Origin of the sequence: Saccharothrix longispora, from assembly GCF_030852425.1 — a bacterium.
Taxonomy (GTDB): domain Bacteria; phylum Actinomycetota; class Actinomycetes; order Mycobacteriales; family Pseudonocardiaceae; genus Actinosynnema; species Actinosynnema longispora.
The window spans coordinates 275802-289091 of sequence record NZ_NSDM01000004.1; the positions used below are offsets into that span (position 1 = coordinate 275802).

Below are 13290 nucleotides of genomic sequence, written 5' to 3' on the forward strand. Positions count from 1 at the left end.
CTCGACTGCTTCGCGGGAGAAGGCGGAACACGTCCACGAACACGCGATCCCGCCGAGAACTCCGCGCCGCCAGGATCGCTGCCGGGATTCACTCGTAGGGGTTCTGCCGAATGCCGGGCGGGTGATGTGGGGCGCACGGCATCCTGGGACCATGAAGCCCCGGCTCGCGATCGTGCTCCTCACCGGGGCGGCCCTCGTCCTGGTGGCGTTGGCCGCGCGCGGCTCGTCGCCGGTCCGGTACGCGGACCTGCCCGGCGGCGCGGTCGACGCCCCGCCGCCGCCCGCGCCCACCACCGACGAGCCGGACACCGGCATGGCCGGCTCGGTGGTCGGCGGGTCGTTCGCCGCGCTGCTGATCGTGCTGGTCGCGGTGACGCTGATCGTCGTGGTGGGGCTGCTGCTCTCGCTCGGCCTGCACCGCCGCCGCCGTCGCGCGGGACGCGGCGGGGTGGTCGACGCGCCGGTGCTCGACCCCGGCCGCGCGGAGGCGTCCGCGATCCTGCTGCGCCGCGCCGCCGAGGCGCTGGCCGACCTGCGGGACAACCGGGGCGGGCCGCCGGGGGACGCGGTGGTCGCCGCCTGGCTCGCGCTGGAACGCGCCGCCGAGGACAGCGGGGTCCCCCGGAAGGGGCACCAGACGCCCACCGAGTTCACCGGGGAGCTGCTCACCCGCCACCGGGTCGACGAGGACGCGGCGGGCACGCTGCGGCGCGTCTACCAGCGCGCCCGGTTCGGCACCGCCGAGGTGACCGAGGAGGACGCCCGCACGGCCGCCTCGGCCCTGGAGCGCGTCGTGCGGGACCTCGGGTGACGCCCCTCGCCGGGCTCGGCCGGGCCTGCGTGCTGGCCGCCGCCGCCGCCGCGGTCACCGCCTTCGCGCTGACCAGGTTCGGGGCGCCGGTGCACTGGGCGGTGCTGTGCGCGCTGCCCGCGGGCGGGGTGGCGCTGCTCGTCGCACGCCTGCCGCGCGCCACCGACGTCGTCTGGTCGCCGCCGCCCGCGCACGTCGCCGGGGCCACCACCACGCAGGCGAGCGCGCTCGCCGGGCGGCTCGCCGAGGCCGCCGTCGACCAGGACCGCTTCGCCACCCGCGTCCAGCCGCGCCTGCGCCGCCTCGCCGAGGCCCGGTTGCGGCAGCGGCACGGCATCCCGGACGTGCACGACCCGAGGGCGGCCGGCGTCCTCGGCCCCGAGCTGCACCGCCTGCTCACCGACCCGACCGCGCCGCTGCCCGAGCCCGCGAGGCTCGTCGACCTCCTGGAGGAGCTGTGAACGCGCCCACGCCCGGTGCCATCGAGCCCGGTGCCATCGCGACCGAGGCGAAGGCCGTGCTGGCCGCCGTCGGCACCGTCGTCGTGGGCCGGGAGCGGTCGCTGCGGCTCGCGCTCGCGGCGATCCTCGCCGGCGGCCACGTGCTGCTGGAGGACGTGCCCGGCCTGGGCAAGACGCTGATGGCGCGCAGCCTCGCGCAGGCGCTGAAGCTGGAGTTCACCCGCCTCCAGTGCACGCCCGACCTGCTGCCCGCGGACGTGACCGGCTCGTTCCTCTACGACCCGGCCGACCGCGGGTTCACCTTCCGCGAGGGCCCGCTGTTCACCGGCCTGCTGCTGGCCGACGAGATCAACCGCACCCCGCCCAAGACGCAGTCCGCGCTGCTGGAGGCCATGCAGGAGCGGCAGGTCACGGTCGAGGGCCGCACGTTCCCGCTGCCTCGCCCCTTCCACGTGCTGGCCACCGCGAACCCGGTCGAGTACGAGGGCACCTACCCGCTGCCGGAGGCCCAGCTCGACCGGTTCCTGCTGCGCCTGGACATCGGCTACCCGCCGCCCGAGGAGGAGGTCGAGGTGCTGCGCCGCAGGCTGGTCCGGCAGCGCGAGGAGACCGAGGTGGAACCGGTGCTCGACACGGAGCGGCTGCGCCTGCTCCAGCAGGGCGTCGAACGGGTCGCCGTGGACGACGACGTGCTGCGCTACTGCGTCGACCTGGCTTCGGCGACCCGGGGGCACGGCGCCGTCGAGGTCGGGGCGTCACCGCGCGGCGCGCAGGCGCTGGTGCTCGTCGCCCGCGCCCTGGCCGTGCTCGACGGCCGCGACTACGTGCTGCCCGAGGACGTGAAGGAGTGCGCGGTGCCCGCGCTGGCGCACCGCCTGACGCTGCGCCCGGAGACGTGGACGTCCGGCACCACGGGCGTGGAGGTGGTCACCGAGCTGCTGGGGCGGGTGCCCGGCCCGGCGAGCAGCAGGTGAACCGGCCCCAGCGGCTCCGGGAGGCGTTCACCGGCGGCCGGGGCGCGCACTGGCACGCCACCGACGCCCTGGTGCGGGGCCTCGCGCTGGGGGTCGGCCTGGTCGTCGTCGGAGGGCTGCTGCACCGGGTCGAGCTGGTGCTGATCGGCGCGCCGCTGCTGGTGTCGACGCTGCTCGCGCTGACCGCGCCGGTCGGCGGCACGCCCGAGGTCGCGGTCCGCGGCCTGCCCCGCACGGGCGAGGTCGGCGCGGCGACGTCCGCCGTCGTGGTCGACCCCGGCCGGGGCGCCGAGCTGCTGGCGATCCGGCTGCCCGCCGCGGGCGAGGGCATCGGCCCGGTGCACCTGCTGGCCGCCGGGCCGCGCGAGATCGAGGTCGTGCTGCGGCGCGGCGCGTGGGGCGAGGGCGTCGACCTGCGGCCCGACCACCTGGTCGCGGGACCGGACGCGCTGCTCGTGCACGGTCCCGTCACGGCGCCCGAGCGTGGCCGGGTGATCCTGCCGCCGGTGGAGGCGCTGCCCGCCGGCCTGCTGCCCGCGCGGGCGGTGGGCCTGGTCGGCGCGCACCGGTCGCGGAGACCGGGCGACTCGGTGGAGCTGCGCGACATCCGGCTGTTCCAGCCGGGTGACCGGCTGCGGCGCGTCGACTGGCGGGTGTCGCTGCGCAGCGGCGCGATGGCCGGGTCGCCCGCGGGGGCGAACCTGCACGTCCGCGAGCACCACGCGGAGGCCGACGCGGACGTCGTGCTCGCCCTGGACACCCGCCTGGACGTGGGCGCGGAGCTGGGCGAGTGGTCGGCGGCGGTGCGCGACGCCACGGTGCGGCGCGGCGGCAGCCTCGACCTCGCGGTGCGCGCGGCGGCGTCGCTGGCCGCCGGCTACCTGCGGCAGGGCGACCGGGTGGGCCTGGCCGACCTGGGCCGGCCGCAGCTCGGCGTGCGGCCCGGCGCGGGGCGGCGGCAGCTGCTGCGCCTGCGCAACCAGCTCGTGGTGTGCGCTCGGTCCGCCGGGTGGGCGCAGCGGCTCGTGCTGCGGCCCGAGCAGGTGCCGCACGGCGCGCTGGTGGTGGTGCTGTCGACGTTCCTGGACGCGGACGCGGTGGAGCTGGCCGTGCACGCCGCCCGGCGCGGCAACGTCGTGCTGGCGGTGGACGTGCTGCCCTCGCCGCTGCGCGCCGACCGGGACTCCCCGTGGGGCGAGGCCGCGGCGGCGGTCGTCGGGCTGGAGCACGAGGTGCGGCTGGAGGCGATGCGGCGGCACGGCGTGGCCGTCGTCGCGTGGGGCGCGCCGATCGCGGACGTGCTGCGGCAGGCGCGCGGTGCGCGGAGGGTGGCGCGGAGGGTGGCGCGGTGAGCGCACGGGAGACGGACCCGGGGGAGACGAGCCCGGGGGAGGGCCGCGGGGCCGACCGGGGGCGACCGGTCGCGCGGCTGGGGCGGGGCCTGCCGGGGTGGACCCTGCGGGCGGCCGTCGTCGCGGTCTGCGCCGCCGTGGCCGGGGTGCTCGCCGCGAACGGCGTCGAGGGGCTCGCGCTCGTCCTCTACCTGGTGCTGGCCGCCGCCGCGGCGGCGATCCCGGCGTCCGCGGCGGTCGCGCTGCTGATCGCCTACCCGGCGGCGGCGATCGTGTTCGTGTCCGACGAGCCGCGCTGGCCGGCGGTGTTCGCGCTGGTCGTGCTGCTGCACCTGCTGCACCTGCTGGCGGCCTACGCGGCGCTCGTGCCGGTCCGGTCCCGCGTTCACCCGGAAGCGTTGAGGGCGCCGGCGAGGAGGTTCGCCGGCGTGCAGCTGGGGGTGTTCGCCCTCGGCGGCGTGGTGCTCCTGTCGCCGGGCGGCCGGACGGACGCGCCGGTCGAGGTGATCGGGCTGCTGTGCGCCGTCGGCCTCGCCGTCGGGGTGGTCCTCCTGCTGCGCCGGAGGGGCTGAGGAAAAGGGCTCCCGGGCTCAGCGCGAGCTGGTCGTCTGGATCGTTCCTCTCAGCGGGTTCGCCTCTCCGCCCTGGTCAGCGGCGGGGTGGTCACCGTCACCCGGCGACAGTGGTCACAACGGGCCTCGTCGATGCGCGCCGGTGCCCCTCCCGGTGGGACCATGTGTGTATGGCTGCTGTGAAGTCGCAACCCACACGGATCGTGATCGTCGGCGGTGGGTACGTCGGTATGTACACCGCGCTGGGTCTGCAGAGGAAGCTGCGCTCCGGCGAGGCGTCCGTGACGGTGATCGACCCCCAGCCGCACATGACCTACCAGCCGTTCCTCCCCGAGGCGGCGGCCGGCTCCATCGAGCCGCGCCACGTCGTGGTGCCGCTGCGCAAGGTGCTCAACCGCTGCCACGTCGTCACCGGCCGCGCGACGAAGATCGAGCACTCGCGCAAGACCGTCACGGTCTCGCTCGCCGACGGCCACGTCGAGGAGTTCGAGTACGACGTGCTGGTCTCGGCCCTGGGCGCCATCTCGCGCACCCTGCCGATCCCCGGCCTGCCCGAGGTCGGCATCGGCATGAAGACCATCGGTGAGGCCATCTACCTGCGCAACCACGTGCTGTCGCGGCTGGACCAGGCGGCCAGCACGAACGACCCGGAGCTGCGCAAGCGCCTGCTGAGCTTCGTGGTCATCGGCGGCGGCTTCGCGGGCATCGAGACGCTGGCGGAGCTGGAGGACATGGCCCGCTACGCGCTGCGCTACTACGAGGGCCTCGAGCACTCGGACATGCACTGGGTGCTGGTCGAGGCGACCAACCGGATCATGCCCGAGGTGAGCGCCCGGCTCGGCGTCTACACGGTCGAGCAGCTGGAGAAGCGCGGCATCACGTGCTACCTCGACACCCGGGTGAAGTCGATGGAGGGCGGCCGCGTCGTCCTCGACGACGGCACCGAGTTCGACTCGGACACCATCATCTGGACGGCCGGCATGAAGGCCAACCCGATGCTGCGCGACACCGACCTGCCGCTGGACCCGCGCGGTCGCGTGCAGTGCACCGCCGCCATGCAGGTCGTGGGCCTGCCGGGCGTGTGGGCCGCCGGCGACTGCTCGGCCGTGCCGGACCTGTCGCGCACCGAGGAGGACCCGACGGCGACCTGCGTGCCCAACGCGCAGCACGCCATCCGCCAGTCGAAGCTGCTCGCGAAGAACATCGTGGCGAGCCTGCGCGGCGGCAAGCCGAAGGACTACCACCACAAGTACGTGGGCTCGGTGGCCGGGCTCGGCCTCTACAAGGGCGTCGCGGACGTGTACGGCATCCGCCTCAAGGGCGTCGTCGCGTGGTTCATGCACCGCTCCTACCACGTGATGTTCATGCCCACGGTCAACCGGAAGTTCCGGGTGTTCGTGGACTGGACGCAGGCGCTGTTCTCGGGGCGCGAGGTCGTCGCGCTCGGTCAGATCCACGAGCCGAAGGCCGAGTTCGACCGCGCGACCAAGAGCTGAAATGCGAACGGTCCTCGTGACGCTCCGCCGTTCGGGCGCGGTGATGCGGGAGCCGTCTGGCTCAGCGTCTCAACTTGAGCGCCCGATCGGGCTAATGTCCACGCTGTTGTCTTGACATTGCGTAACGTGAACCCGAGAATACGGCTGGTGTATCGCCTGAATGCGTGATGCACAGTGGGAGAGAGGTGACCGCGATGTCTCTCGAGGAGCTGGCCGCACAGCTTCGCCGCGGTGAGATCGAGGATCGCGCGCTGGCAGAGTACTCCGCGGAGTACGCCACCGCGGAAAAGCGTTTCAACAGCAAGAAAGACGACTGAGCATGACCGCTGCCGGCCGGGGGGACGAACCAGTCCCCCCGGCCGACGCCGTCAGAGCCGTGCCCCCGGTCAGGCCCACCCCGCTGCTGCTGCAAGGCCAGGACTACCTCTTCCGCTCCCAGCCGAAGAACCTGGACTTCCAGGAGCAGGTGCACAAGCTCGGGATGGTCGACGAGGGCGACGGCAGTCCCGTGCCCTGCGTGCTCGTCCTGGCCCGCGCCGCCGACATGGAGATGAACGAGCTCTCCATCGCGCTCGCCGAGCGCGGCATCCGGATGGCCCGCATCGACGCCGACCGCTCGACGGACCTCCCCCTCACCGTCTACACCGACCAGCCGCTGCTGGAGCTGGACCGCTGGCTGCTGCGCCCGCTGCTGGTCTGGCGCAGGCACTTCGAGCTGGCGTCCATCCCGGTCGAACCCGGCACGCTGGCCGGCGCGTACGCCGTGGACCAGTGGGGCGCGGTGGCGAACTGGCTGGCCAGCCGGGGCGACTGGGCGCACGTCAACCCCAGCCGGGCGACCGCCCACCTCGACCGGCTCACCCAGCTGTCGGACGCCGCCGCGTTCGGGCTGCGCGTGCCGCGCACCGCGGTGACCACCAGGCCCGGTCGCACCCGGCCCGGCGGCGCGCGGTGCATCGTCAAGACCTCCGGCCGCCACCTGCTCGAACCGCGCCCCGGCATGCAGCACGGTCTGTTCCCGCGCCCGCTGGAGACCAGCCGCGCCGGTGACGTGCCCGAGTCCGCGCCGGTCATCGTGCAGGAGTACGTGCCGTCCGAGACCGAGCTGCGGGTGTTCGTGGTCGGGGAGGAGTGCCTGGCCTTCCAGGTGGACAAGCTGGACCCGGCGCAGCTGTGGGTGGACCCCGGCGCGGTCCGGGTGAGCCCGGTCGACGTGTCGCGCGGGCTGGCCGACCGGCTGCTGGCGCTGGCGCGGCACTGGCGGCTCCAGGTGGCCGCGTTCGACCTGCTCGTCGCGGGCGGCGACCACGTGTTCCTGGAGGTCAACGTCAACTGCGACTGGCGCTGGTTCGAGCACCGCGCCGGTGACGACCGGGTGTCGCAGGCCGTGCACGGGTGGGTGGCGGCGCGGTTCAAGGAGCTCCTGGGTGCGGGCAAAGGTCGCTGAGCACGCGACGCTGTTCTACCAGGACGGCGCCGTGGTCTGGGACGACTACCTCCACCACCGGCAGTTCGCGATCAGCGAGACCGCGGAGCTGCTGTGCCGCAAGTTCACCGGGTTCACCGACGTCGACGAGCTGCTGGCCCCGCTGGAGGAGGCGGACCGGGTCGCGCTGCGCAAGGTGGTCGACGAGCTGGTCGAGGCGGGCGTGCTGGTCGTGGAGGGCTCGCCGCGCCACGAGGAGGAGCGCCGCCTGATCGCCGGCTGGCGCGGGTGGGGGCCGTCGGCCCGGCACTTCCACTTCGCCAGCCGCACCCTGGCCGACGCCCCGTACCAGGGCTCCGACGAGCACGACGCCGCGCTGGAGGCGAAGCTCGCCGTGGAGCCGCCGCCCCCGCCGTTCCGCAGCACCGGCGGCCCCGCCGTGCCGCTGCCACCGCTGCCGGAGGAGCCCGACTGGGGCGGGCGGGGCCTGCTGGACGTGCTGCTGGCCCGTCGCACGACGCGCGAGTTCGGCGACGCCCCCGTCACCGCGGCGCGGTTGGGCGAGCTGCTGGCCGTGCTCGGCGGCCCGTCCCCCGCCCGGTCGCGCATCGGGCGCACCGGGACGGTGTTCAAGACCAGCCCGTCCGGCGGCGGGCGGCACCCGGTGGAGCTGTACCTGCACGCGCGCGGCGTCGTCGGGCTGGACGACGGGTGGCACCACTACGACGGGCTCGCGCACGCGCTGGAGCCGATCGGGGTGTGCTGGGGGCCGGCGGAGATGGCCGCGGCGGCGGGGGACCAGGACTGGGTCGGGGGCGCGCCGGTGGTGATCGCGTACACCGGACTGCTCGAACGGACTAGATGGCGTTACGACACGTCACGGGCTTACCGTGTTGTCCAAATGGACGTCGGCCATCTGTCGCAAACCGCATATCTGGTTGCTTCTGCTCTGGGTTTTGGTATCGGCTTCACCGCAGCATTGCGGGATGAGCTGCTGGAACAGGCACTCGGCTGTGACGCTTATCACGAAGTCGTACTCGGGATGAGCGCGCTGGGGCCATTACCCGAATGAGCGCAATAGCGGTTGGCATTGAGCCGTGCGGGCGACTTGTTGTGAACCCGCCCCACGAACGCTGGGTAACGGCTTAAGCTCCCGGCTGCCCCCGTAGCCCAATGGGCAGAGGCAGGCTCCTTAAAAGAGTCACAGTACGGGTTCGAATCCCGTCGGGGGCACGTCAAGCGTGCTTCGAGTTCACCCATCCGCCTGGTGGCCGAACACGGCACCCATACGACGTGCCGGTTTCACCCGCACCGGTATCGGCGTGCCGCGTGGGGGACCCCGTTCCGGGGTCCCCCACGTGCCGTCACCCGCGGGCGCGCACCCAGTCGGCGACGACCTCGCCGAGCACGGACAGCGGCAGGGCGCCGCCGCCGATCAGCACGTCGTGGAACGCCCGGATGTCGAACCGGTCGCCCAGCGCCCGCTCGGCCTCCTCGCGGATGCGCAGGATCTCCAGCCTGCCCACCATGTACGCCAGCGCCTGGCCGGGCGCGGCGAGGTAGCGGTCGACCTCGTTCTCGATCTCCACGAGCGCCAGCGGCGTGTTCTCGCGCAGGTAGTCCACGCCCCGCTGCCTGCTCCAGCCGTGCGCGTGCAGGCCGGTGTCCACGACGAGCCGCCCGGCGCGCATCGAGTCCAGCGCCAGCATCCCCAGCCGGGCCACGTCCGAGGAGTACAGGCCCATCTCGTCGGCCAGCCGCTCGGTGTAGAGGCCCCAGCCCTCCGAGTAGGCCGTGAAGCCGGCGACGCGGCGCAGCAGCGGCAGGTCGGTGAGCTGCTGGGCGAGCGTGATCTGGAAGTGGTGCCCCGGCACGGCCTCGTGGAACGCGATGGCCTCGGCCTGGTAGCGGAACCGCTCCTCGACGCGGTGGGTGTTCGCGAAGTAGGTGCCCTGCCGCGTCCCGTCCAGCGACGGCGGCATGTAGTACGCGGTGGGCGCGCCCGGCGCGTCGGCGGCGGGCACCGCCTCGACCTGGCAGCGCTGCTCCGGCAGCCTGCCGAACCAGCGCGGCGCGGCCTCCTCCGCCCTGGTCACGGCCTCGCGGGCGGCGCCGAGCAGCTCCTCCTCGGAGGCCCAGCGCAGCTCCGGGTCGGTGCGCATCCGCTCGAAGACCTCGGCCGGGTCGGACGTGCCGAACACGCGGGCGCCCAGCTCGGCGTACTCGTCGCGGAGCTTCGCCATCACGTCCAGGCCGGTCCGGTGCAGCTCCTCCGGCGTGCGGTCGGTCGTCGTCCGCACGCGGGCCAGCGCCGCGTACGTCGCGTCGCCGCCGGGCAGCCAGCTCAGGCCCGCGCGGTCCTCGGGCCGGGCGTCGAGGCCGGCGACGACGTCGCGGTACTCGGCGAACGCGGGCCGCACGACCTCGGCGAGCAGTCGGTCCCGCTGCGTGGTGAACGCCTCGCCGCCCGCGGGCCGGGCCAGGGGGTCCTCGTCGGCGGCCAGGTAGCGGTCCAGGTGCGCGACGGCCGCGTCCACCAGGTGCCGCACGGGCGTGCGGCCCGCCGTCGCGCCGTCCAGGTGCCGCTCCGCCACCCGGCGCAGGAACTCCGGCACCGCGGCCAGCCGGTCCAGGTAGGCCCGCTCGGACTCCTCGCCGGACAGCGCGGTCATCGGCAGCACGGTCAGCACCTCGCCCGCCGGGGCGAAGAACGAGTCGGTGATGGTGTACTCCACGCCGCGCGCGTCGAGGTGGTCCACCAGCGCCTCGGCCTGCCGCACGACCACGGACGCGGTCACCGGGTCGTCGTCGGCGGGCAGCGCGCGGGCGCGGGCGGCGATGTCCAGGGCCCGCGCCCGGATCGCCTCCTCGGTCCCGGCCCGGTGGTCGGGCAGGAGGTGGTCGTAGCCCGGCACGCCGTTCACCGTCGCGCCCAGCGGCGAGTGGGACAACACCAGGTCGAGCAGTTCGTCGGCCAACTCGGCGGTCGTAGCCATGCGCTCCCCTTGGTCCGTGGTGGGAAACCGAATGGTACTTAGCCTAAGAAACGATTTACACCCCGTCCAAATAGGCGAGGACCGCGAGCACCCGCCGGTTGTCGTCCTCGGACATCGGCAGCCCGAGCTTCCCGAAGATGTTCGCGATGTGTTTGCCGACCGCTTTCTCCGTCACGAACAGGCGCGTCGCGATCGCCCCGTTCGAACGGCCCTCCGCCATCAGCGAGAGGACTTCCCGCTCCCGCGGGGTCAACGTGGTCAGCGGGCGGTCGCGCGCGCCCCGCGCGAGCAGTTGCGTGATGACTTCCGGGTCCATCGCGGTGCCGCCCGCGGCGACCCGGCGGATCGCGCCCACGAACTGCCGCACGTCCGACACCCGGTCCTTGAGCAGGTAGCCGACCGCGCCGCCCCGGTCGGACAGCAGCTCCCGCGCGTACAGCTGCTCGACGTACTGGGAGAGCACCAGCACGGGCAGGCCGGGCACCTGCTTGCGCGCCTCGATCGCCGCGCGCAGGCCCTCGTCGGTGAACGTCGGCGGCAGGCGCACGTCGACCACCGCCACGTCCGGGCGGTGGTCGAGGAGGGCGTCGAGGAGCGCGGGACCGGAGCCGACCGCCTCGACGACGTCGAAGTCGTAGGCCCGCAGCAGCCGGATCAGGCCGTCCCGGAGGAGGACGAGGTCTTCACCGAGGACAACTCGCACGGCAGCTCCATGGTCACGATGGTCGGCCCGCCCACCGGGCTCGCGACCCCGAGTGTGCCGTCGAACGCGGCGAGCCGGCGCTCGATCCCGCGCAGACCGCCGCCCTCGGCCGGTTCCGCCCCACCGCGCCCGTTGTCGCCGATCATCAGGGCCAGCCTGCCGCCCTCGTGCCGGACGCGGACCCACGCGCCGGTCGCGCCGCTGTGCTTGGCCACGTTCGTCAGGCTCTCGGCGACCGCGAAGTAGGCGGCCGACTCGACCGGCGCCTCGGGGCGGCCGTCCAGCTCCAGGTCCACCTCCACCGGCAGCGGGTGCGCCAGGGCCAGGGCGCGCACCGCGCCGTCGAGGCCCCGGTCGGCGAGCACCGGCGGGTGGATGCCGCGCACGAGGTCGCGCAGCTCGGCCAGCGCCAGCGACGACGACTGCCGGGCCTCGACGAGCAGCTCGCGGGCCGCCCGCGGGTCGCGGGCCAGCAGCTCCTCGGCCATGCCCAGGCTCATGCCGAGGGCGACGAGGCGGGCCTGCGCGCCGTCGTGCAGGTCGCGCTCGATGCGGCGCAGCTCGGCGGCCTGGGCGTCGACCGTGTCGGCGCGCGAGTCGGACAGCGCGCGGACCCGGTCGGTGAGCGCGGCGGTCGCGCTCGGCGCGAGCAGCAGCTTCACCACGCGGGCGTGCAGCACGGCGGCGCGCGGCGTGGCCCACCAGGCCGCCGCCAGGTAGGCCGCGCCCAGGAACGGGGCCACCACGAAACCGCCGGGGGTGTCGGCGTCGACGAGGTTGAACTCGACCTCCCGCGCGCCCGCCAGCCACAGCAGCGGCACCAGGAACCCGAAGGCGCCGCCCAGCCACAGGGCCGGGGGCAGCACGCCGAAGAACACGCCCGCGACCGCGTTCGCCGGCAGGAACGCCAGGTCGCGCCACGTCGCCGGGTCGGTGGCGATCGTGCGGACCCGGGTCATCGGGCCCCGGTTGGCGGGCAGCCGGTAGGGCGGCGGGACCTCGGTGTCGAGCACCCTCCCCGCCCAGGCGCGGAAGAACCCGGCGTAGCGCCGGACCAGGGCGGTCACCAGGAGCAGCAGCGGCACCCCCACGGTCACCAGGATCATCGGGTAGGTGACCAGTTGGAGCGGGACGAGCGGCAGCCCCACCAGGCACAGCGGTGTCCGCACGAGCCCCCGTGCGGCCTGGGCGATCCGGGCGCGGGCGTCGCGCACGAGGTCGTGGTCCGTCATGCCCCGGATTCTTCCGGTCCGACCCCGCCGGCGCGGTGGGGCCAACCCCCCGACTCGCGTCCCCGCGGACCCCGGGTCAGTTGATCGCGGCCGGGATGCGGCGCAGGTGGTCGAGCACCACCGGGTCCTGCAACTGCATCCACTGCACGACCTCGGTGTAGGTCGCGCACACCGTCTCGGGCTTCGCGCACACCTCGCCGAGGAACCCCTCCACCGCACCGCTGAACGCCCCGCCGGCCCACTCGTTGAAGTGGTTGCCGATCACGATCGGCGCGCGGTTGCCGTTGAACGCCGCCTGGTGCACCGAGCGGTACGTGTCCAGCACGACCTGCGTGAAGTCCGCGGCCCGGTGCGGCTCCTCCTTCGCGCCGTTGAGCGCGAACCAGAGGTTGTAGTCCATCATCACGACCTGCTTGCCCAGGGCGGGCACGCGGACCTCGGGCATCGGGAACTCCCACACGCCGTCGCGCACGTAGGGCCACACCACGCCCAGGCTCACGTGGCTGGTGTCGTAGACCAGGCCGTGGCCCCGCATCGCCGGGAACGCCTGGTCCCAGTCGCCCTCCAGGCAGGGCGTGCGCCCGCCCCGGACGTTCGCCGGGTCGAGCGCGAAGCCCCGCTGCCGCGCCTGCTCCACGATCGCGAAGAACCGGTCCAGCTCGTCGTTCCACTGCGCGGTGTCCCAGCTGCCGACGTTCGGCTCGTCGCCCGTGCAGTAGTGGCCGTTGTAGTGGGTGCCGATCTCGTGGCCGGCGGCGATCGCGGCGTTGAGGTAGCCGATGCGCAGCTCCACGTCGGCGCGGGACCCGCCGAACCCGATCGACGAGTAGCCCGGCCGGTGACCGGGGCCGGTGTAGGTCGCGGCGTCGTCGTCCGGGATCAGGTAGACGCCCGACAGCAGGCCGGTGACGTGCGCGCCCACGCCGGCGGCGAGCGGCATGATCCGGTCCCAGTGCGGCTTGGACGCCGCGCCGTCGAAGGAGAACAGCACGAACTGGGGCGGCTTCTCGCCGGGCTGCATCCGGCGCATCCAGGACGGCGGGGTGGCGGGCATCGGGACGGTCGGCGCGGCGGCCGCGGACGTGCCGCCGGTGGGGCGCGGCGCCATCGGGAGGGGGGCGGCGAGGTCGCCGGCGTCGGTGGTCGGCCCCGGGTCGCGGGCGCCCAGCACGGCCAGCACCACGAGGGTGAGCGCCAGCGCGACGCCCGTCGACAACCAGCCCCATCGCTTCACAACCACAGGACGACCCGGTGCCGTCGGAGGTTG

The 13290-nt window shown here is 74.3% G+C and carries 13 protein-coding genes and 1 tRNA gene; 10 read left to right on the forward strand and 4 right to left on the reverse strand.

The window, feature by feature from the left end; all coding sequences use genetic code 11:
• Nucleotides 1-151: 151 nt before the first annotated feature.
• The 10 genes from CKY47_RS12095 to CKY47_RS12140 all read left to right on the forward strand — a co-directional run bounded on the left by CKY47_RS12095 (nt 152) and on the right by CKY47_RS12140 (nt 8325).
• A complete protein-coding gene (locus CKY47_RS12095) occupies nt 152-811 on the forward strand; it encodes a DUF4129 domain-containing protein (RefSeq protein ID WP_306745818.1) in 660 nt (219 codons plus the stop codon).
• Nucleotides 808-1272 carry a hypothetical protein gene (locus CKY47_RS12100; protein WP_306745819.1) on the forward strand — a complete coding sequence of 155 codons (465 nt, stop codon included), beginning with the start codon at nt 808-810 and terminating at the stop codon, nt 1270-1272. Before CKY47_RS12095 ends, CKY47_RS12100 begins: the two co-directional genes overlap by 4 nt.
• A complete protein-coding gene (locus CKY47_RS12105; RefSeq protein WP_306745820.1) occupies nt 1269-2246 on the forward strand; it encodes an AAA family ATPase in 978 nt (325 codons plus the stop codon). The genes CKY47_RS12100 and CKY47_RS12105 overlap by 4 nt, the downstream gene beginning before the upstream one ends.
• Complete coding sequence (locus CKY47_RS12110) at nt 2243-3598, forward strand: DUF58 domain-containing protein (RefSeq protein WP_306745821.1); 1356 nt, start codon at nt 2243-2245, stop codon at nt 3596-3598. The genes CKY47_RS12105 and CKY47_RS12110 overlap by 4 nt, the downstream gene beginning before the upstream one ends.
• Nucleotides 3595-4170 carry a hypothetical protein gene (locus CKY47_RS12115; RefSeq protein ID WP_306745822.1) on the forward strand — a complete coding sequence of 192 codons (576 nt, stop codon included), beginning with the start codon at nt 3595-3597 and terminating at the stop codon, nt 4168-4170. Before CKY47_RS12110 ends, CKY47_RS12115 begins: the two co-directional genes overlap by 4 nt.
• A gap of 170 nt (nt 4171-4340) precedes the next feature.
• Nucleotides 4341-5666 carry an NAD(P)/FAD-dependent oxidoreductase gene (locus CKY47_RS12120; RefSeq protein WP_306745823.1) on the forward strand — a complete coding sequence of 442 codons (1326 nt, stop codon included), beginning with the start codon at nt 4341-4343 and terminating at the stop codon, nt 5664-5666.
• 194 nt (nt 5667-5860) lie between these two features.
• The gene (locus CKY47_RS12125; RefSeq protein WP_306745824.1) at nt 5861-5983 is read left to right on the forward strand and encodes a hypothetical protein; all 123 of its coding nucleotides are present in this window, start codon (nt 5861-5863) and stop codon (nt 5981-5983) included.
• A 59-nt stretch (nt 5984-6042) separates the two neighbouring features.
• Nucleotides 6043-7113: an ATP-grasp domain-containing protein gene (locus tag CKY47_RS12130; protein ID WP_306745825.1), complete on the forward strand. Its 1071-nt coding sequence runs from the start codon at nt 6043-6045 to the stop codon at nt 7111-7113.
• Nucleotides 7094-8164: a SagB/ThcOx family dehydrogenase gene (locus CKY47_RS12135; RefSeq protein WP_306745826.1), complete on the forward strand. Its 1071-nt coding sequence runs from the start codon at nt 7094-7096 to the stop codon at nt 8162-8164. Before CKY47_RS12130 ends, CKY47_RS12135 begins: the two co-directional genes overlap by 20 nt.
• An 87-nt stretch (nt 8165-8251) precedes the next feature.
• Nucleotides 8252-8325, forward strand: a tRNA-Leu gene (locus tag CKY47_RS12140).
• Between the two features lie 131 nt (nt 8326-8456).
• Here CKY47_RS12140 and CKY47_RS12145 read toward each other — a convergent pair.
• The 4 genes from CKY47_RS12145 to CKY47_RS12160 form a co-directional block, all read right to left on the reverse strand.
• Complete coding sequence (locus tag CKY47_RS12145; RefSeq protein ID WP_306745827.1) at nt 8457-10088, reverse strand: DUF885 domain-containing protein; 1632 nt, start codon at nt 10086-10088, stop codon at nt 8457-8459.
• A 55-nt stretch (nt 10089-10143) separates the two neighbouring features.
• The gene (locus CKY47_RS12150) at nt 10144-10791 is read right to left on the reverse strand and encodes a LuxR C-terminal-related transcriptional regulator (RefSeq protein WP_306745828.1); all 648 of its coding nucleotides are present in this window, start codon (nt 10789-10791) and stop codon (nt 10144-10146) included.
• Nucleotides 10743-12023, reverse strand: a complete 1281-nt coding sequence (locus CKY47_RS12155; protein ID WP_306745829.1) for a sensor histidine kinase — start codon at nt 12021-12023, stop codon at nt 10743-10745. The genes CKY47_RS12150 and CKY47_RS12155 overlap by 49 nt, the downstream gene beginning before the upstream one ends.
• A 76-nt stretch (nt 12024-12099) precedes the next feature.
• Nucleotides 12100-13263 carry a polysaccharide deacetylase family protein gene (locus CKY47_RS12160; protein WP_306745830.1) on the reverse strand — a complete coding sequence of 388 codons (1164 nt, stop codon included), beginning with the start codon at nt 13261-13263 and terminating at the stop codon, nt 12100-12102.
• Nucleotides 13264-13290: the final 27 nt, after the last annotated feature.

What these genes read in the sequence shown, in the direction of transcription:
- CKY47_RS12095 (WP_306745818.1), top strand. Translation starts at nt 152, where the DNA reads ATGAAGCCCCGGCTCGCGATCGTGCTCCTCACCGGGGCGGCCCTCGTC.
- CKY47_RS12120 (WP_306745823.1), top strand. Translation starts at nt 4,341, where the DNA reads ATGGCTGCTGTGAAGTCGCAACCCACACGGATCGTGATCGTCGGCGGT.
- CKY47_RS12125 (WP_306745824.1), top strand. Translation starts at nt 5,861, where the DNA reads ATGTCTCTCGAGGAGCTGGCCGCACAGCTTCGCCGCGGTGAGATCGAG.
- CKY47_RS12145 (WP_306745827.1), bottom strand. Translation starts at nt 10,088, where the DNA reads ATGGCTACGACCGCCGAGTTGGCCGACGAACTGCTCGACCTGGTGTTG.
- CKY47_RS12155 (WP_306745829.1), bottom strand. Translation starts at nt 12,023, where the DNA reads ATGACGGACCACGACCTCGTGCGCGACGCCCGCGCCCGGATCGCCCAG.